This window comes from Clostridium sp. CAG:265 (assembly GCF_000436575.1).
GTDB lineage: Bacteria > Bacillota > Clostridia > Clostridiales > Clostridiaceae > Clostridium > Clostridium lentum.
In genome coordinates, this window is the sequence record NZ_FR886604.1 from 37,973 (window position 1) to 58,604 (window position 20,632).

The 20,632-nt window shown below is 28.4% G+C and carries 18 protein-coding genes, 2 tRNA genes and 1 riboswitch; of the genes, 5 read left to right on the forward strand and 15 right to left on the reverse strand.

The genetic code is table 11. The annotated features are described in order from the left end of the window. Positions 1–57: 57 nt before the first annotated feature. From Q5O29_RS04625 to Q5O29_RS04660, 8 genes are all read right to left on the reverse strand, one after another. The gene (locus Q5O29_RS04625) at positions 58–624 is read right to left on the reverse strand and encodes a Maf-like protein (protein WP_022211829.1); all 567 of its coding nucleotides are present in this window, start codon (positions 622–624) and stop codon (positions 58–60) included. Between the two features lie 231 nt (positions 625–855). Then, positions 856–1,599, reverse strand: coding sequence for an SPOR domain-containing protein (locus Q5O29_RS04630; protein ID WP_022211830.1), 744 nt, complete (start codon positions 1,597–1,599; stop codon positions 856–858). 247 nt (positions 1,600–1,846) lie between these two features. Beyond that, on the reverse strand, positions 1,847–3,295 hold the full coding sequence (locus Q5O29_RS04635) for an aminoacyl-histidine dipeptidase (RefSeq protein WP_022211831.1): 1,449 nt from the start codon (positions 3,293–3,295) through the stop codon (positions 1,847–1,849). Positions 3,296–3,494: 199 nt separating this feature from the next. Next, positions 3,495–4,646 carry a 30S ribosomal protein S1 gene (gene rpsA / locus Q5O29_RS04640; protein WP_022211832.1) on the reverse strand — a complete coding sequence of 384 codons (1,152 nt, stop codon included), beginning with the start codon at positions 4,644–4,646 and terminating at the stop codon, positions 3,495–3,497. 35 nt (positions 4,647–4,681) lie between these two features. After that, entirely contained in the window at positions 4,682–5,101 is a 420-nt protein-coding gene (locus tag Q5O29_RS04645) for a CBS domain-containing protein (RefSeq protein WP_022211833.1), read from the reverse strand. 101 nt (positions 5,102–5,202) lie between these two features. After that, positions 5,203–6,111, reverse strand: a complete 909-nt coding sequence (locus Q5O29_RS04650; RefSeq protein WP_022211834.1) for a 3'-5' exonuclease — start codon at positions 6,109–6,111, stop codon at positions 5,203–5,205. A 69-nt stretch (positions 6,112–6,180) separates the two neighbouring features. Then, entirely contained in the window at positions 6,181–7,980 is a 1,800-nt protein-coding gene (locus Q5O29_RS04655; protein ID WP_022211835.1) for a DNA mismatch repair protein MutS, read from the reverse strand. Between the two features lie 424 nt (positions 7,981–8,404). Beyond that, positions 8,405–8,590, reverse strand: a complete 186-nt coding sequence (locus tag Q5O29_RS04660) for an alpha/beta-type small acid-soluble spore protein (protein WP_022168533.1) — start codon at positions 8,588–8,590, stop codon at positions 8,405–8,407. 199 nt (positions 8,591–8,789) lie between these two features. Here Q5O29_RS04660 and Q5O29_RS04665 point away from each other — a divergent pair, with 199 nt between their 5' ends. Further along, complete coding sequence (locus Q5O29_RS04665; RefSeq protein ID WP_022211836.1) at positions 8,790–9,629, forward strand: dual specificity protein phosphatase; 840 nt, start codon at positions 8,790–8,792, stop codon at positions 9,627–9,629. 31 nt (positions 9,630–9,660) lie between these two features. Here the strand turns inward: Q5O29_RS04665 and licT are convergent, their stop codons facing one another. The 5 genes from licT to Q5O29_RS04690 all read right to left on the reverse strand — a co-directional run bounded on the left by licT (position 9,661) and on the right by Q5O29_RS04690 (position 14,637). Then, a complete protein-coding gene (gene licT, locus Q5O29_RS04670; RefSeq protein WP_022211837.1) occupies positions 9,661–10,509 on the reverse strand; it encodes a BglG family transcription antiterminator LicT in 849 nt (282 codons plus the stop codon). A 233-nt stretch (positions 10,510–10,742) separates the two neighbouring features. Next, a tRNA-Trp gene (locus Q5O29_RS04675) sits at positions 10,743–10,817 on the reverse strand. Positions 10,818–10,932: 115 nt separating this feature from the next. Next, complete coding sequence (gene recQ, locus Q5O29_RS04680) at positions 10,933–13,107, reverse strand: DNA helicase RecQ (RefSeq protein WP_302623294.1); 2,175 nt, start codon at positions 13,105–13,107, stop codon at positions 10,933–10,935. A 190-nt stretch (positions 13,108–13,297) separates the two neighbouring features. After that, complete coding sequence (locus Q5O29_RS04685) at positions 13,298–14,407, reverse strand: LysM peptidoglycan-binding domain-containing protein (protein ID WP_022211839.1); 1,110 nt, start codon at positions 14,405–14,407, stop codon at positions 13,298–13,300. A 155-nt stretch (positions 14,408–14,562) separates the two neighbouring features. After that, positions 14,563–14,637 (reverse strand) — tRNA-Trp (locus Q5O29_RS04690). 161 nt (positions 14,638–14,798) lie between these two features. Here Q5O29_RS04690 and tsaE point away from each other — a divergent pair. The 4 genes from tsaE (at position 14,799) to Q5O29_RS04710 (ending at position 16,959) form a co-directional block, all read left to right on the forward strand. After that, positions 14,799–15,260, forward strand: a complete 462-nt coding sequence (gene tsaE / locus Q5O29_RS04695) for a tRNA (adenosine(37)-N6)-threonylcarbamoyltransferase complex ATPase subunit type 1 TsaE (RefSeq protein ID WP_022211840.1) — start codon at positions 14,799–14,801, stop codon at positions 15,258–15,260. After that, complete coding sequence (tsaB, locus tag Q5O29_RS04700) at positions 15,257–15,973, forward strand: tRNA (adenosine(37)-N6)-threonylcarbamoyltransferase complex dimerization subunit type 1 TsaB (RefSeq protein WP_022211841.1); 717 nt, start codon at positions 15,257–15,259, stop codon at positions 15,971–15,973. Before tsaE ends, tsaB begins: the two co-directional genes overlap by 4 nt. Next, a complete protein-coding gene (gene rimI / locus Q5O29_RS04705; RefSeq protein ID WP_022211842.1) occupies positions 15,957–16,409 on the forward strand; it encodes a ribosomal protein S18-alanine N-acetyltransferase in 453 nt (150 codons plus the stop codon). Before tsaB ends, rimI begins: the two co-directional genes overlap by 17 nt. Positions 16,410–16,494: 85 nt before the next feature. Continuing rightward, positions 16,495–16,959, forward strand: coding sequence for a hypothetical protein (locus tag Q5O29_RS04710; protein ID WP_022211843.1), 465 nt, complete (start codon positions 16,495–16,497; stop codon positions 16,957–16,959). 101 nt (positions 16,960–17,060) lie between these two features. On the opposite strand, the gene Q5O29_RS04715 is transcribed toward Q5O29_RS04710, so the two are convergent. Both Q5O29_RS04715 and Q5O29_RS04720 read right to left on the reverse strand, forming a co-directional pair. Continuing rightward, positions 17,061–17,633 (reverse strand): ECF transporter S component, encoded by a 573-nt coding sequence (locus Q5O29_RS04715; RefSeq protein WP_022211844.1) that lies wholly within the window; start codon positions 17,631–17,633, stop codon positions 17,061–17,063. Positions 17,634–17,820: 187 nt separating this feature from the next. Further along, positions 17,821–17,938: riboswitch (FMN riboswitch) on the reverse strand. A gap of 64 nt (positions 17,939–18,002) precedes the next feature. After that, positions 18,003–20,168 carry a Tex family protein gene (locus Q5O29_RS04720; protein WP_022211845.1) on the reverse strand — a complete coding sequence of 722 codons (2,166 nt, stop codon included), beginning with the start codon at positions 20,166–20,168 and terminating at the stop codon, positions 18,003–18,005. Between the last annotated feature and the right edge of the window lie 464 nt (positions 20,169–20,632).

Genomic DNA, 20,632 nt, shown 5'->3' on the forward strand with positions numbered 1-20,632 from the left:
TTAATTAGTTAAGTATTTATTTTATAGATAATTTTCCCCATCGCCATTATACAAAAACTATTTAACCTCTTCTAAAATATTATTTAATAAATTTAATGGAAGTCCAACAACATTGTAATAACAACCATTAATTCTTTCAACAAAAACCCCACCAATCCCCTGGATTCCATATGCTCCTGCTTTATCAAGCGGTTCTTTTGTAGATATGTACTTCAATATTTCTTCATTAGTCAAATCTTTAAACTTGACTTCAGTAAAAATACATTCTTTTTTTACTTTATTAGTTTTGCTATTAACAACAACAACTGCTGAATAAACCCTATGCACCTTTCCACTTAAATCTTTAAGCATCTTATATGCATCTTCTTCACTTTTAGGTTTTCCTAATATTTTATCACCATTTACAACTATAGTATCAGCTGCAATAATGATACTATCTTCACTTATTCTTGATAATACGTCTAAAGCTTTTCCTTCAGCTACTTCAATTACGTATTCTTCAACATTTCCATTAAACTTAACTTTTTCTTCATCAAAGTCACTTATTATAATGTCAAAATTGTCTATTATTCTATTTAATAGTTCCTGTCTTCTTTCAGACGCGGATGCCAAAATATATTTCATAACTTCACATCCTATTTTTTATTGATTATTTTTCCATATTTAAACTTATTTTAATCAATAAATAAAAATAAGTTTTTTTGAAAATAAAAAAAGAGTCCAACGCTTGTTATTAACCCTTAAATTTTCTTTTATATTTTATCACTTTATATGTGTTCAAACAAGCATTTTCCTCTCTATATAGAATTTTTTTATAATATTGTAAGATTTATTTTTTATAGTTTAAATTTAATTTTATATATCCTTAAAATTCAATAATATTGTATAAATATATTCCATTTCTTTAGGTACATTTGCCTTATTTATTTCTGTTTTTAAATTAGCAATATGTTCTTTTAAATTATTTAATATATCTATTTTCTCTCCTTCAGATATGTTTTCTAGCTCATTAGTCCATCCTTTAAAATCATCTGTATTAATTGACTTTACATCATCACTAACGGCTGTATCTAAAAGTCTTATATATCCATCACATATACTTGCAATCTGATATTCTACTTTATCATCATTATTAAAGGAAAATTTAATCTTTGTACACTCAATATTGCTACTTTTTAACTCACTTACAACTTCATCTACTTTATCACTTTCATATACTCCTGATAAGACCCTAAACTTATCTTCATCTTCATATATGAATGCACTATACTTTCCACTTATGGAATTTAATATATGATTAGCATTGCTTTCATTAGAAAAATATCCACATTGGACAGTATAAAAAACATAAGTATTACTTATAGCTGTACTACTACCTCCTTCTGAATTAGCAATTTCATTGCTATTAGCTTCTATAGAAGTTTCTTTACCTCTGTTTCCTGATGGAAGCTCATTATTTTTAGTTAATATGCTAAAAGCCACATATGCTAATGTAATACCACAAATCCCTGCTCCCACCACAGTTCCTACTAATTTTAATATAAATCTAAACAAATCATTATTTTTACTTTTCTTATAGTTATATCTTGTATACCTCATTTTCTCATCCACCACCTCTTATATTTTTATACTTAATATATATTCTCTTTCTTTGGTGGATATACTAACATCTTTTAAATTATGTTACACATTTCATTGGTATCATAATTAAGTCAGCATATACTTTCAGTAATACTCTAATTAAGTCGTCACAATTGACTAATGAAACGCTTATGTCTCTATGCTAATAAGCTAGTTAAATTTTCAAATTCAAGCATTAAAAAAATAGACCTTTCGGCCTATTTTTTTATTTAATTGATTTTAAAATTTCAACTAAGTATTCATAGCAATTTTTAACTGATGAAATACTCATATGCTCTTCTGGTGTATGAACATCATATAAATTTGGTCCAAAGCTTATCATATCTAAATTGCCTAACTTTTCATTAAATAATCCACATTCAACACCAGCATGGATAGCTACAATTTCTGCTTCTTTTCCATACATTTCTTTATGTACAGATTGGCATATTTCTCTTATCTTTGAATTAGAATTATATTCCCATGCTGGATATCCTGAATTACATTCTAATTCTCCACCTAAAAGATTAACTATAGTTTTACTTCTTAAAACTATTTCCTCTTTTAATGAAGATACAGAACTTCTTACTGCTGAATCATACTCTACAAAACCTTCAGTAGTTGTTAAAACTCCTAAGTTAGTTGAACTTTCTACTAGACCTTCTATTTCTGTACTCTTACTATTTATTCCTGATGGATAAAGATATAATAAATTAACTGCTTTTTCTGTGCTTTCCTTTGTAAATACTTTAGATACTGCTGCAACTTCTTGTACTTCTATATTTAACCCTGCATCTTGAGCTTTTAATTCATTTTTAACTAGCTTAGCAAATTCTAAAACTAATTCTGTTGCTTTTACTAAATCACTATCAGCTACCATAATAACCGCTTCTGCTTCTCTTGGAATAGCATTATTCTTTGCTCCACCATTCATTTCACATAAAGAGTATTCAACATTATTTAAAAGATGCTTTAGGATTCTTCCTAAAATTTTATTTGAATTTCCTCTTTCTTTAATAATATCCATTCCTGAGTGTCCACCCTTAAGTCCAGATATCTTTATTTGCATTGCTTTACCATTTGTTCTTTCTTCTCTTATCACTGGAAGCTTTCCTTTAGTTCTTATTCCACCAGCACAACTTACTAAAAGATATCCTTCTTCTTCATTATCAAGATTTATTAATATCTTTCCATGGATATGTTCTGGTGAAACAGCCATAGCTCCTGACATTCCTGTTTCTTCATCAGTAGTTATTAAAACTTCTAATGATGGATGCATAACATCATCTGAAGCAAGTATAGCCATTGCATAGGCAACCGCTATCCCATTATCTGCTCCTAATGTGGTATCAGTTGCATATATGTAGTCATCTACTATTCTTAATTTTAAAGGATCTTTCTCAAAGTCATGATTTGTTCCTTTATTTTTTTCACATACCATATCCATATGCCCTTGTAATATTACTGTTGGAGCATTTTCATACCCCTTAGTAGCTGATTTCTTTATTATTATATTCAAAGCCTCATCTTGAATGCTTTCTAATCCTAAACTCTTACCAAAATTTAAAAGATAATCACTTATTCCTTTTTCATTTCCTGATCCTCTTGGAATTTGTGATATTTCTTCAAAATATTTAAAAACTAATTTTGGTTGTAAATTGTCTAACACTGCCATAATTTTTCTTCCCTTCTGCTAAATTATACTAGAATTAAAATATATATCTAAGTATATCATATTACTAATGATACTTAAATTTATTATACCTAATTTAATGCTCTATTATTTTTAAGGTGTTAATATACAAAAAAAGACAAAGATACCTTACGATAACTAATAAAAATACCTATAGGCTTAATTCCCATAGGTATTTTTATTAGTTGTCAAAAAGTCCTTTAAATAAATCTCCTAAAGTTTCACCTTCATCGCTATCATTATATGCTAAGTATTCTTGACTTTTTTCTACTGCATCTCTAATGCTTAATGATAATTTTTTATTTTCAATATCTGCATTTAAAATTTTAACCTTTACTATTTGCCCTATTTCTAAAGCTTCGCTTGGTTTTGCTATATTTTCATCAGTAATTTCATTTATATGAACTAATCCTTCAACTCCAGGGAATACTTCTACAAATGCCCCAAAGTTTAATAGCTTAGCTACTTTTCCTTCTAATACATTTCCTTCTTTTAAGCTTTCTCTATGAAGGTTCCAAGGCTCATTATTTACATCTTTTAAGATTAATGATACTTTTTCATTTTCTGCATCTACATTACCTACAAAAACAACTACCTTATCCCCTACAGAAACTACATCTTCAACTCTCTTTACCTTTTCCCATGCTAAATCACTTATATGAATAAGACCTGTTATTCCTCCAATATCAACAATTGCACCAACTTTTAATATTTTTGTAACAACACCTTCTCTTTTTTCTCCAGATTTAACATTTTTCCAAAGTTCTTTTTTATGAGCATTGTATATTTCTTCTTCAATAACTCTTCTTGAAGCAACTACTTTTCTATTTCTTAAATCTAGCTCTATAAGCTTAACTTCTAATTCCTTACCTAAAAGATTCTTTAATTCAATTCTTTCTCTTGCAGCTTGTGATGCTGGTATAAATACTCTAATCGATCCATAGTAAGCTGCTAATCCACCTTTTATTTCTTCTTTAACAACTACTTTGATTGTTTTATTATTTTTATATGCTTCTTCTAATTCTTCTTTTTCTGTGATTTGAAGAGCTCTTACTCTTGAAAGCTGTACATACCCTTCACCATCATTTGGAGATAATACATATACATCTATTTCATCTCCTGGCTTAACTACTTCCAGTGGAGAAGCATCTGCATTTGTAAGTTCTTCTCTGGAAATTACACCATCAAAGGCATAATTTATATTAACTCTTACTTCTTTTTCATCAGCATCTATTACAATACCTTTTAATATATCTCCGCTTTTGATTCTTTTAACATCAAAATCCTTTAATAATTCGCCCATTGTGCTTTCTTCTCTTTTTTCTGAATTCATTAAACTCACTTCCTTAATAAACTTTTGTATTTTATCTAATTAATTTTTGAACTTTTTCTAATCAAGTTATAGCAATAATTAATAATATCGCTTCTTTTTATTATACCTATAAAAATTCCTTCATCATCTACCACTGGCACAAAATTTTGAGTAGTTGCTAGATTTATGATACTTTCTACATCTGCATTTATTGAAACAGACTTATGTTTTATTTTTCTTGGTATATCACTTACTTTTACACATTCAGTATTTCTAAATGTTAATTCAGGAGTATTTTTAAGTTTCCATAATAAATCTCCTTCTGTTAATGTACCTACGTACTTTCCACTTTTATCAATAAGTGGAATAGCTGTATATCCATGATGCTCCATCTTCTCAATTACTTGTCTCATAGTTACATCTAGATATTCATAAATTACCTCATTCTTTGGTGTCAAAAGAAATGCAATATTCATATTTCTTACCTTTCCCTCAAATATTCAATTAATACCTTAAGACATTATTTTTCTATACATAGCAATTATATAATTTTATTATAAAACTTTCAAATGTAAATCTATACACTTGCATTTTTCTTAATAAGTCTATTTTCATATTTTAGAAATTCAATCTCATCAATAATACTGTATACTTCCCTATAGATCATTTCTCCACTTAAACTCTTCTTTACAATAACCTCTTCTAAAATCCTGCTATTACATTTGGAGCATGTCCCAATAGCGACAAATCTCCATCCTAAATTAGTAAAATTATAATCTAACTCAATATTTCTTTTACATCTAGGACAAACTGGATTAATCTTAGAATAATCCAGTTTGAAGTTTTGAAGAGATTTTATCTCCAGTGCTGGCATATCAAATATATCCTTAACAATAAATTGTTTTACTGCTCTGGCATTATATATATTCTTAAAGACGCTTAATGTATATATAGAATCATTCAAAGCATCATGAAGCTTGCTTTCATCAACTTTTATCTTTAATTGTTGAAGAGCATTTTTTAAACTAAGAATATTCTTTTTACCTAATATCTTTGTTGTATATTCCTGAATATCAAGATATCTTTCTATCCAGCTTAAATCACTATATCCATGATGATTTGCATTCCTTATTATTTCTGCAATATCATCCTTTGCCCATGAGCATATGACATCTCCTTTACCTACCATCTTCTTAAGCATATCAAGCCCTTCATTAAAACTTACTCCATTTTCTAGCTCTTCTTTCTTTATATTTGTAATACTTAGTATTTTAGGATTGACTACAGGTATTACTGATGGCTTAATATATACTTTCAAATGCTCTAAAGGCTTCATATACATATCAACTTTAATTGCTCCAATTTCAATTATTTCATTAATTAAATCTAATTCTTTTAAATTTGGCATATCTTTATATATATTTGGATAATATTTATGTATTTCACTTAAATTATTAAATTCCAAATCAATTATAATAAAAGCCACTGCTCTTCCCCCCCATATATTAACCCTTTATATTGCTTTCTTAATTATACTTCAAGTTTTACTTTTTTTCTAATTTTCTACAATTTCTATTCCTGCAAGCTTCATTAAATATTTTGCATTTTGAGTCATACTTCTTCCATTTCTTAGTTTATAATCAAATTTAATCTTATCATCTATATAGTATTCTTGGAAATTAAAATTAATAAGCCAATTGTGTATGTTTTCTAAATCACATAACTCAAAGTCATGAGTTGAAACAAGTCCAATACCACCACTTTTCACCAATTGCTCAATCAATATTTTAGCTCCATCATGTCTATCTTTCGAATTTGTTCCTTTAAATATTTCATCTAAAAGAAAAAATACCTTTTCCCCACTTCTGGCAGCCTCTATCACTAATTTAATCCTCAATATTTCTGCATAAAATGAAGATATACTTTCTTCTAGATTATCTTGTGTTCTCATACATGTATATATACTAAAAATCCCACTATTCAACTTTTCAGCTCTCACAGGACTACCTATATATCCTAAAACCATATTAAAACCTATAGTTCTTAGGAAAGTACTCTTACCAGACATATTTGATCCTGTTATAAGAGCAGCTTTTTTGCCATGATGTAAAGCAAAATCATTACTTTCAGCTTTTTCTCCTAATAAAGGATGAGCAATCCCCCTACATTCAATGCTTCTTTCTTCAGCAAAGTCTGGATATGACCACTTTGGATTATCAAATGCTATATTAGAAATACTAATTAGAGCTTCAAACTCAGCTATAGTTTTAATCCATGTTCTAATCTTAAACCCATTTTTTCTTCTCCATTTTTCAAGATTATATAGAACAAATATATCACTTAGCATAAACACATTTAAAAGTAGATAATATGCATTAGCATTACTATCTCCTATCCAATTAACAATATTTTTAAGCTTATTAATTTCCACCATGCAGTTTTCTCCACTATTTATAAGCTTTTCTTTTAATTTAACAAGTTTTCTTGTAGAAAACTCTTCACTACTTAATATTCTTAATATCTTTTCATATTGAATAATGGCATTTTTATTTTCCAATATAATATTTATACTATCACTTAAATTCTTCGTTAATAGCTTTACCACAAGATAATTAACAAATAAATCTAAAATTAAATAATTTACAGGTACCCTTCCAGCAGCTGTAAGATATAAAAACAGCAAGGTAATAATGATAAATAAATATGGTACATATCTTACTGTAAAACTTATCTTTTCCTCCTTTTCCATCCAAGCTAAAAACTTATCCACTGAATGCTTATCTTTTTTTCCTTTATTAAATGATATATAAATATTTTCACAAAACTCTCTCTTTCCACTAAGTTCCTTAATAGCTTCTTGTCTATCCTTTATTATTTGCTTATTAGGCAATGACTTAAGAGATAATATTTCAGCTAATTTTTTTCTACCAAGGGGACTTTTAGTTGTATTTATCCATTGAAATAAAGAGTTCTTACCAAATATATCTAAGTCACCACTAAAATTATGGCTGTTATTTAAAAACTCTTCTCCTTTATCCTCAAATTCCTTCCACTCTCCATTTATCCTCTTTAACCCCTTTTCATTGTATTCTAACTTCAATAAGTACTGTTCTTTTTCATTTATCTTATTATTATGGAATATAGCTGTTAAAATAAAAATTAACAATGTAGCTAAAAATGAAGCACATAAATAAATAAACTTATCAGCTTTATATAGATAGTACATTACTGCTATGCCCACAATTACTATTATTAATCTTAGCACTGCAAAAGTTAATATTATTCTTTCTAATTCTCTTAAATTTTTATTAATTTTATTAATATTATTTTCATAATACTCTTTTGGATTTTCCATATCTCTACCTCATACTTATTTTTAAATTTCATTTATAAATGAATTTTTTAACTTTATAATCAATTGTATCATAAGAGAGAATATATCATAAAAGAAATTTTTTTTAAAACATTACTACTTATGAAGATAAAAAAAATAGAATATTATAAAACATATGAAGTTAAAGAATGTCTTAAGATTTTTATTAATGGAAGGTTATGGACAGCAATTTCTTTTTACATATCAGCATAGAAAAAAATCACTTGAAGACCTTACTATAGACTTTAATTATCTTGAATTATAACAAATCCCTTGATAAAAGAAGAAGATGCATTGCTGCATCTTCCCTTTTGTAATGATAAATCAATTTTTTGGTGGTTCATCCATTTCAGTCTCCATCCTTTCAAGGCATTGACCCTCTCTTGAGATTTCATACCGTTGTGGCTTATCTTAACCCACTTTCATATTGTTCTACCATTCTCTTAACCATTTCACCACCAACGGAACCACATTGTCTTGAAGTTAAATCTCCATTATATTCTTTAAATGGTACTCCTAACTCCATTGCTACTTCGTTCTTGAATGCATTTAACCCTTGCTTTGCTTCTGGAACTAATGCTTTATTTGACATTACAGATTCCTCCTTCGGCTACCGGTCTATATAAACAAAAGTACAAGAAAATTCTTCTTTACGAATTTTTTTACCTCCTGTTTACACTATTATATTGCCCCAGTATCTTTATATTATGCATATAAAAATTTATAAAGAATAATATTTTTTTCCTAACAAAAAATAATACTGTTTATAAATATAATTTAGGAGGTTTAATATGAAAATTAAAACTATAAAATTCTGCAGTCTTTTTCTATATGTTTTACTAATTTTTCAATTAGTATCAGCCTTTCCAATATCCTTTAGCAATAAAAATGAAACTTTAATTGTGAAAGATAGTGATGCAATCACTGGACTTCCAAATCGTTTTAGAGATTTAACTAATTTAAATATTTCAGGTAGTGCACAATTTACACCTTCTCAAATAGAAAATATAAAAAACTCCATAAATAAACCTGATATATGCATAGTTGATTTAAGACAAGAATCTCATGGATTTATAAATGATTTAGCTATCAGCTTCTACAGCATTGGTAAAGATTTAAATAATGGATTTATCACAGAAGAAACCATTTCTACTGAAGATAAATTATTAAATTCCATTAAGCAAAATTCACAAATAAATATATATGATAAACTTGGTAAAGTTTTAACTAATATTACTGTTGATTCTGTTTCCACTGAAAATAATGCAATTAATAAAAATGGGTTAAAATATCAGCGTTTTGCTGTTAAGGATGGTGGAATTCCATCTACTACTGTAATAGATGATTTTGTAGATTTTATTAAAAATAAACCTGAAGGGCAGCATCTTCATTTTCATTGTGATGCTGGTGAAGGAAGAACTACAACTTTTATGGTACTATATCAAATTATGACTGATAATGGTAACTTAGCCTTAGATCAAATCTTATGTTATCAATATAATATGGGTGGCATTATTTTAACTGATGATGTAGATAGAGCCTACTTTCTAAACTCATTTTATAATTATGTTGAAAAAAATAAAGCTGATAACTATAGCATTAAGTTTTCTCAGTGGATTAAGCAAAAATAAGGAGCTGCTAAAAAATACAGCTCCTTATTTTTTAATTATCTCTTGTTGCTAAAACAACTCTATGAATATGCATTGTTAAATATATTATTTCATCTTCATTAACTTCATAATTATATGTATTTTCTATATAATCTTTTATCTTCAGTGCACATTTATACGCCTCAGAATAGCTATTTTCAATAATTTTAGCAAATATTTCATCACTAGTATTCTCTTCTTTACTACTAGTAATAATTCTCTTAGTGAAATATTTTAAATGAGTAAGCAATCTATCATAATTCAAATCATCCTCATTAAATTCCAATTTATAATTTAACCTGATAATTTGTAAGATATCTTTTATTATATTAGTAGAAGTAATTGATTCAGTGGTAATTTTATTATATGTTGCATTAACAAAATGAAGTGCTATAAAGCCAGCTTCATCTTCTGGAAGATTTATTTCTAATTTTTCATTTAAATAATCAACAACCCATAATGCCACTTTAAATTCTTTTTTATGTATTCTTCTAATTTCATTAAGTAAATCATTTTTTAAACTTATATTATTTTTAAATCTCTTTATAGCAAATGATATATGATCTGATAATGAAATATATATTTGATTATCTAATTCTGTATCTAATTCTTTCGATGCATAAGAAATTATTTCATCGGTAATTTCAAAGACACCTTCAGGTATTTGATTGATTAGTTTTTTTATTTTATCACCTAAAGTCTTATTTTCTACCATAAATCTTTTTTCAATTTTACTTTCATCAATTTCCTGACCTATTTTTTTTCCAAAGGCTATTCCTTGACCCATTAGAATTATTTCTTTCCTTGTCTGTGGTTCTATAGATACAACAACATTGTTATTTAATACCTTTTCTACTATCATTGATTACCTCATCTTCTACATAAAATATAAAAACCTAAACTAAGCTCATCTTAATTTAGGTACCTATATTATTTTATTATATACTATCATTACATAAAAACGTTGTCAATACATAAATAAAGCATATACTACTTATTTATAAATTATATCAATTTATCTATTATTTTACAACACATATTTTGTCATCTGAAATTTTTATAAAAAAAAAGTTAGTATAAATACTAACTTTTTTGTGGCAGGGGCAGTAGGATTTGAACCCACAACCAATGGTTTTGGAGACCACTACTCTACCGTTGAGCCATACCCCTTTGACAAAAGTTATTTTATCATAGTCCACAATAATATGTCAACAAGTTTTTTCTTACAATAAACAAAGTTATTATAATTGATACTGGATAATTGATAATTATCCAATATCAATTTTTAAGAGGCTGATTCTTCAATTATCTTTTTAAGTATAATTCCTTTTATAACATCATAGCTTATATTGCTTGGAACCTGTTCTTTTATGGCCTTAAGTTTATTAAAGCCCACATTCTTAATGACTCCCTTTACTATTTCCTCATCCTGTTCATTAAATATATCACTAAAGTCTATTTTAAAATCTATGCTATTTCCTTCACTTATATATTTTTCAACATGAGAAATAATGGTAGTAAGCGTTAATTCTCTTTCTCCAGCAGTCTTCCTTAAACTACCACATACTCTTAACATCTCCACTGTATTTATATATGATTTTTCTTTAATATTTTTGCTACCCTCTATATTATTTTTCTTTTCTTCTATTGATATATCACTCTTAGCTTTTGATATCCATATATGATTTATATTATTACTATTTAAATAATTCATTATCTTTTCAATAAATTGCTGACCATACTTATCATATTTTCTTTCACCTACACCACTAACCTCTAACATCTGTTCTTTATCTACAGGCATTCTTGAACTTAATTCTTTTAGTGTACTGTCTCCAAATACCATATATGGTGGCACCTTTTCACCAACTGCAATTTCATGCCTTAGTCTTCTTAATATCTCAAATAATTCATTATCAACTGTAAAACTAGCCTTATTGATTTTATGTTCTCTAATCCACACAGTTCTTTTACCTTTTACTATATCCATAGAATTATTATTTAAGCTAACTACTGGATATTCACCGCCATAATTTAAATATCCTAAAGCGATTAAGGTATTGATAAACTCCGTAAGATTATCCTTTGAATAATCCTTCATTATGCCATAAGTACTAACTTCATTTAATTTTAAATCCAATAATTTTTTATTTTTTGAACCACGTAAAACATCTACAAGCATGCCAACACCATAACCTCTTTTTACCCTATATACACAAGATATAACCTTTTGAGCATCTATGGTCTTGTCTTCCTTGCTTTGCTCTGTATCACAATTACTACATTTATTGCAGTTCCCTTCATATTCTTCACCAAAATAATTAAGAATATATTTTCTATAACATTCTTGTGTATATATTAGGTTTACCATCGTCTGAAGCTTTGCATATTCCTTTTCTTTTCTAACACTGTTAGAAGTACCTATATCTATAATGTATCTTTGTGTCTGTACATCTGAAGGTGAAAAAAGCATTATACATTCACTTTCCTCACCATCTCTACCAGCTCTTCCTATTTCCTGATAATATCCTTCCAAGCTTTTAGGCATATTATAGTGTATTACATATCTGATATCAGGCTTATCAATTCCCATTCCAAAAGCATTAGTAGCTACCATCACATTGGCCTGATCATAAATAAATCGTTCCTGTGCTACCCTACGCTCTTCATCATTTAATCCTGCATGATATCTTTCACCCTTTATATTATTTGCTATAAGCATTTCATATATAATATCTACATCTTTTCTGGTGGCACAATAAATTATTCCACTGGCACCTTCGCTACTATTTATGTAATCCAAAATATACTGCTTCTTCACTACAGCTTTTTCTATGGTTATTTTTAAATTCTTCCTATCAAATCCAGTTATAAAAATTTTCGGTTCATTAAGCCTTAATAGATTTATAATATCTCTTCTGACTTCCTCAGTGGCAGTAGCTGTAAAAGCTGTTATTATTGGTCTATATACTAACAAATCAATAAACTTACTTATCCTTCTATAACTACTTCTAAAATCATGTCCCCATTGTGATATACAATGTGCTTCATCTACAGCAATTTGTGATATTTTTACCCTTGTTATCAAATTTAAGAATTCTGTTGATTCCAATCTTTCTGGTGCAACATAGAGAATTTTCACCTCATTTTTAATTACATCATTTAATATACTCTTAATTTCGTTCTCACTTAAGGTTGAATTTATATATGCACTTTTAATCCCCATATTTTTAATATTATCAACTTGATCCTTCATTAAAGATATTAAGGGAGAAATTACAATAGTAAGTCCATCTAATATAAGGGCAGGCACCTGATAACATATAGATTTTCCGCCACCAGTTGGCATAATTGTTACTACATCTTTTCCCTCTAAAATAGACGTAATAATTTCCTCTTGCCTTTCTCTAAATGAATCATATCCATAATATTCTTTAAGGACTTCTCTTGCTCTATTTATCATCTTATCACTCCTGACTATTCTTTTTTATTTAAAATTATTAACATTCTTTATTTTTCTATTCAAACATTTGTTCGTTTTTATATTATAAGCATTAACATGAATAATACTTGCTAAAGCAATCATATTACTATGTTAATGCAGACTAATTATAAATCATAAACTTTTTTTATTTTCTTCTATAAATTAATTATACATATAAAACTTGTCCTACATATATCAAATTTGCATTGCTTATATTGTTTAATGATACTAAATTTACTACTGTTGTGCCAAACTTTGTTGCTATAGAGCTTAAAGTATCACCTTCCTGTACAATATAAGTTCTACTACTATTTCCTGATGATGGTAACTTTAAAACTTGACCTACATATATCAAATTAGGATCACTTATATTGTTTAATGATACTAAATTTGCTACTGTTGTCCCAAATTTTGTTGCTATTCCGCTTAAGGTATCTCCAGCTTGCACTACATAAGTTATTCCTTGACCTAATCCTGAAGAAGACTTATCTGAAAAATATAAAATTTGCCCTACTGTTATTAAGTTAGGATTAGAAATATTATTCCATCTTACAAGCTGATCTACTGTAACACCAAAATCATTGGCAATGGCACTTAAAGTATCATTACTCTTCACTGTATAAGTTCCATCTAAATTCTTTGTTCTTCCTACTGGTGCTGGAGTTACTCCACCTGTACTTTCTCCGCTGCCTGGATTTCCAATAAACATTCCATCATAAAAAGTATTTAAATCTACATATGCATTTATTCCAGGAATTATCCCTTGATCTGAATATTGATGTCCTACAAATCCAGTCCAAATACCTCTTAGTGTTGGAGTTGATACATAATAATGAGCAACCCAAAGTCCATAATTTAAAAGATTTATATCTATAAGATTATCTCCAGCAAAATATGCACCTGAATATATTACACAATCTAATCCTAAAACTTGCTTTACCCTATTAATAAATAATAAAACCTGATTATTTATATCAGCCATTGATACTTCAACGTCAATAACAGGTTTTATGGTCATTCTATCTTTATATTTATTTATTACACTACAAAAATAATCAGCTTCTGCTATTCCTTGCCCTCTGAAGAAATGATAAAAACCAACATTAAGCCCTGCATTTAAAGCTCCAGAAGCATGGTTATCAAAATACATATTGGTATATGTGGTACTTTCAGTAGCTTTCACAATACATATTTCAACTCCACTATTTCTTACTGCCGAAAAGTCAATATCGTACCCTTGATAACTAGAAATATCAATTCCTTTATAACTACTCACGTTTTCATCCTCCTTGATTTTTATATAAGAATACTTCTTTCCTCTTATATAATATTTACATAAAGGTGAAAATGTTAAAAATAAAAATTAATTTTATATAAATATATATTTTTACGCATAAAAAAAAACTAGCAAGTATTACTTACTAGTTTTACTGGCAGGGGCAGTAGGATTTGAACCCACAACCAATGGTTTTGGAGACCACTACTCTACCGTTGAGCCATACCCCTAAGTACAAAGTATATTATATAATGAAATATTACAAAAATCAATATTTTTATTCTAATTTATATAATTCTTTTCTTTTTTATATATTTTGGATAGAATATAAGTTAGAGAAATATTAGTTTAATTTATGTAATTAAGCTTTATTGTTGAAAGGAGAGGAAATATGATTTTTTCTGTTAGTAACATAGAAGAAACTACTTCCATAGGTTATGAACTTGGAAAATTACTTAATGCTGGGGATATTATATGTCTAACTGGTGATTTAGGTACTGGTAAAACTCATATAACAAAAGGAATTGCTAAGGGCCTTAGCATTGATGAATACATAACAAGTCCAACATTTACAATAGTTAACGAATACGATTCTGGAAGATTAAAATTAAATCACTTTGATGTTTATAGAGTTTCAGACCCTGATGAAATATATGCCATTGGTTTTGATGATTATATATTTTCAGATGCAGTTTCAATAATTGAATGGGCTAACTATATAGAAGATATTCTACCAAAGGAATATTTACATATTCATATTGAAAAAAATCTTGATAATGGAGAAAATTTCAGAACCATTACATTAACACCATATGGTGAAAGATATAATTACATAAAGGAGTTAAAAGTATGATAGTTTTAAGCATGGACTCTTCATCTTTAGTTACTACAGTTGCACTACTTAAAGATGAACATTTATTAGGTGAATTTACCTTAAACTTCAAAAGAGAACATTCTGTAATCCTTATGGAAAAGATAGAAATGCTACTTAATGATTGCAATATAGATATTAGCGAAGTTGATGGCTTTGTGGTTTCTAAAGGTCCTGGTTCATTTACAGGTCTTAGAATAGGTATGGCTACAGTAAAAGGATTAAGCATGGGTTCAAATAAACCTTATCTAAGTATTTCTAGTTTAGATGCATTAGCTTATTCCCTAATTAATTTTGATGGCATAATCTGTCCTATAATGTATGCATTAAGAGATAGTGTATTCACATGCATGTATAAATCTTCTAATGGAGAACTTTCAAAAATAATTGACTATAGTGCTCTTTCTTTAGATGAACTAGTAGAAATATTGCAAGAAAAAGATAAATCTGTCATCTTTACCGGTGATGGAGTATATAAGTATAAAGAATATTTATTAAAAAAGCTTCCTAACGCTAAGTTTGCCCCTAACCATCTAAGTGTTGTAAAAGCTTCAGCTCTAGGAGAGCTAGGAATGGAACTTTTAAGACAAGGCCAATGCGATGATATAAATTCTTCACCTTTATATCTAAAGAAGCCTCAAGCAGAAAGAGAATTAGAACAAAGGATGAAAATGCAAAATGGCCATATTGTATAAGCCAATGGATTCATCCCATGTACAAGGAGTTTTTGAGTTAAGCAAAAACTCCTTTCATATTCCTTGGAGCTTAGAATCTATAAGTCAAGAGATTACTAATACTCTTGCTAGATATGTTGTTGCTATTGATTCCCATAGTAATAAAGTAATAGGCTTTGCAGGAATGTGGATTATTGCTGGTGAAGGCAATATTACAAACATAGCAGTTGATGTTGATTTTAAGCGTCTTGGCATCGGCTATAATTTATTATCTTCCTTATTTGATATCTGCCAAAAAGAAAATTGTCCAGATATAACTCTTGAAGTAAGAGTATCTAATATTGCTGCACAAAAGCTTTATGCCAAGGCAGGATTTATTAATGAAGGCATAAGAAAAAAATATTATGATGATAATGGCGAAGATGCCATGATTATGTGGAAAAGAAACATTATATAATTTAAATTATATTAATTTTTAATTCATATTACTTCTCTTAAACGTATAGTATAGTTAATAAAGTGTATTAAGTGGAGGTATTTATATGGAAACTAATGCTGGTTCTACTCTTTTACCTGTTATTAAAATTATAAATAATACTACGAAAGAACTTACTAATGTGGTATTATCTTATGAAGGTCTTAATGACTCTTCAATACAAATTAGCAAATTAAATACTAACTCAGAAATTATTACAACCATAAGTACATCATTTGTTAAAGATACTGTGAACCTTATACTAAGCTACGATCATGATAATATTCATGAAGAAAAGATAGTTTATCCTAATTTCACTGCCAATTCATTAATTAAATTGACTTTAGAAATTAGTGATGTAAATGGTGAACATAATATAGTAAGTATCATTGAAAAAGATCCTGTGGATAATCCAATAGAATTAATGAAAGCAGAAAAAACAAACACTCATAAATTTATAATAATTGCAGGTATAGCTACTTTAAGTGCTCTTTGTTTATATACTATTCAAAAAAATAAAAATTCAAAATGAAAATATTTAATGACAGCTATAATAGTAGCTCACTATGCAAAAAACTTCTTTAGTGCAATAATTTCTATAACTATTTCACCAAAGAAGTTTTTTTATTTTAACTATGCTACATTTCTTTTATCTCCCAATCTTGAATCAACCTTAAATATAGACATTGATAATCTTTTATATAATATAAATGTACCAATACACACAATAAGCGCCTTTATACCATTAAATGGTATAAGTCCAACAAAAACATATTTTGTTAAATCAACTTCTATTCCATAGGCTGGAAGTAAGAAGTATATATTAGCAATAATCCCTACTAATTGCATAACTAATGCACCAACTACCATCCCTGTAATAGCAGATTTCTTGCTTTTATTTCTATTGTATAACCATGCCGCTGGCGTTACTAAAGCAACCCCTACTAATATATTGGCAATTTCACCTACTCCAAAAGTTGCGCTTCCTTTAAGTAATAATTTCAAAATAACTTTTAATACTACAATGATTCCACCAATAACTGGTCCATAAGCAAATCCTCCTATTAATGCTGGAATTTCACTAAGATCAATCTTTAGCCACGGAAATATAGGTACAATTGGAAAGTCAAAATACATAAGTACTACTGCAATTGCCACTAATAACGATATTTTTATGCTTTTGTTTAAATCTTTTCTTTTATTCATATATAATCCCCCTTTATCTCTCAGTGGAGGTATAAGTTTTGTTTCATTTATATTTTTATATCCTAGAAACTTTTTATACTTTAAATTAATGCACAGGCATAAAAATATTTTGCTGTAATAAAAAATCCTGATGCTATAAAACATCAGGACGTAATTAACTTTATTTTAAATATAAATAAAACTTACTTATTGCCTTCTTTCATCCAGACTATACTGTCGGCTTCGGAATCACACCGAATCATGCTATTTCTAGCTCGTGGGCTATAACCACCGGTGGGGAATTGCACCCCGCCCTGAAGATATATTATTTTATACTTATATTATAGTTCTAATAGATTCTTATTTCAAGATATACTTATAATAATTTCGTTATTCCTTTATATCTTTCATAGTAAGTGCAATTCTCTTTCTCTTGCTATCAACTTCCATAATTGCAACTTTTACAACATCGCCAACTTTCACAATATCAAGAGGATGCTTGACGAATTTATTAGCCATTTGGCTCTTATGCACCAATCCATCTTGATGTACTCCTATATCAACAAATGCTCCAAAATCAGATACATTTCTTACAGTTCCCATTAATACCATTCCTGGAGTTAAGTCTTTTAAATCTATGACACCTGTTTTTAAAATAGGCTTTGGCATATCTTCTCTTGGATCTCTTCCTGGTTTTTGCAGCTCTTTAATAATATCCTTAAGTGTAAGTTCTCCTACTTCTAATTCCTGTGCTAAGTTCTTCAATCCTTTAGTCATAACTCTTTCTTCAATATCATTTAATTTTCTATCAGATAAATCTTCTTTAGAGTATCCTAATATCTCCATAAGCTTTTTAGCTATACTATAAGATTCTGGATGAACAGAAGTATTATCAAGAGGCTCTTTACTTTCCATAACTCTTAAGAAACCAGCACATTGCTCATATGCTTTTTGACCTAATCTCTTAACTTTTAGTAGTTCTTTTCTGCTGCTAAACCCACCTACTTCATCTCTATACGCTACTATATTATTAGCAATGGATGTGTTTATTCCTGCAACATAAGTTAGCAATGAAGGTGTTGCTGTATTTAAATCTACTCCAACCTTATTTACTGAATCTTCAACTACTCCACTTAATGATTCATCTAATTTTTTAGGAGTTACATCATGTTGATATTGACCTACACCAATGGCCTTGGGCTCTATCTTTACTAGTTCTGCCATTGGATCTTGCAATCTTCTTCCTATAGAAATAGCTCCTCTTATGGTAACATCTAAATCTGGATATTCTTTAGCTGCTAACTCTGAAGCAGAGTATACTGAAGCTCCTGCTTCTGATACTATTACATATGCTAGTCCCTTATCTGTTTCATTCTTTATTTCACTTATTATTTCAGCAATTACTTCTTCTGATTCTCTTGAAGCAGTACCATTTCCTAAAGAAATTACATCTACGTTATATTTCTTAATCATTTCTTTTAATATTTCCTTAGTTCCTTCTATATCTCTTTTAGGAACTGTAGGATATACTGTTGCCTTATCCAAGAATCTTCCTGTTGCATCTAATACAGCCACTTTACATCCAGTTCTAAAGCCTGGGTCATATCCCATAACTACTTTACCTTTTATAGGTGGTTGCATAAGAAGTGCTTTTAAGTTTTCCTTGAATATTAATATTGCTCCCTCTTCACCTTTATCAGTAAGCTCATTTCTAATTTCCCTCTCAATTGATGGGAATATCAACCTCTTATAAGAATCTTTGATGGCTACTTTTAAATATTCAGCCGTTATAGAATTCTCTTTAAGTATCTTACTTTCTATATAGCTTATTATCTTCTCATCATTAACAGAAATCTTTACAAATAATATCTTTTCTTTTTCACCTCTGTTGATTGCTAATATTCTATGAGAAGGTATCTTAAATACCTCCTCACTATAATCATAATACATTTCATAAGGAGTGCTTTCTTCACTTGAACCTTTAGTTTCAATTTTACCTTCTTTAAAGACTATATTTCTAATATACTTTCTAAGGGCTGCATCATCAGATATTCCTTCGGCTATTATATCTAATGCTCCAGCTATAGCATCTTCAATACTGTTTACAGCCTTTTCTTCATTAATAAATGCTTCTGCTTGCTTTTCAACTGTGCCATTAAAATTACCTGCCAAAATAATATCAGCCAATGGCTTTAATCCTTTTTCTAAAGCAATGGTTGCTCTTGTTCTCTTTTTAGGTTTAAAAGGTCTATATATATCTTCTACTTCAGTAAGGGAATCAGCCTTTTCTAATGCTTTAACTATTTCCTCAGTAAGTTTCCCTTGTTCATCAATTAATCTTAATACATCCTCCTTCCTATCCTTTAAACTTCTTAAGTATGTCAGTCTTTCAAAAAACTTTCTTAATATATCATCACTTAAAGCACCTGTCTGCTCTTTTCTATATCTAGCTATAAAAGGTACTGTATTTCCTTCATCTAATAATTTAATTACATTTTGTACCTGTACTAATTTTATTCCTAATTCTTTTTCTAATCTTTTTTCAATATTTACCATTGTTCTCTCCTGTAAAAATATTTTTCCCAATACCTCTATTATAATATTTTTATTTTATTTTTACAGTATTGATATTAAGTTATATTGGATTTATAATTAAATTGTAATTTTTTACCATTAAGAGGTGATTCTTTGCGTTCTATCTTTAATAAATTTATTAATGTAATGCTTATTCTTTTACTTGTTATTTTAATTTTAAACAGATACTATGTTATTGAATTCAATGTTACTTTAAGAAATATATTTATATACCTTTCCTTAATCATAATATTGTTAACTTCCATTAAGGAAGCCTTAGAAGGATCAGGATTTAATAAATTTCTTGGCATAATAATTATACTTTTGGCTATTGTCGGCGGCATTATTACTGTTATAAATGGTAAAATAAACTTTTTTGTTTTTCTCTGTCTTTTATTTTCCTTAGTTCATAGTTTTTTAGAAATTGTATATTCAAAATAATAAAT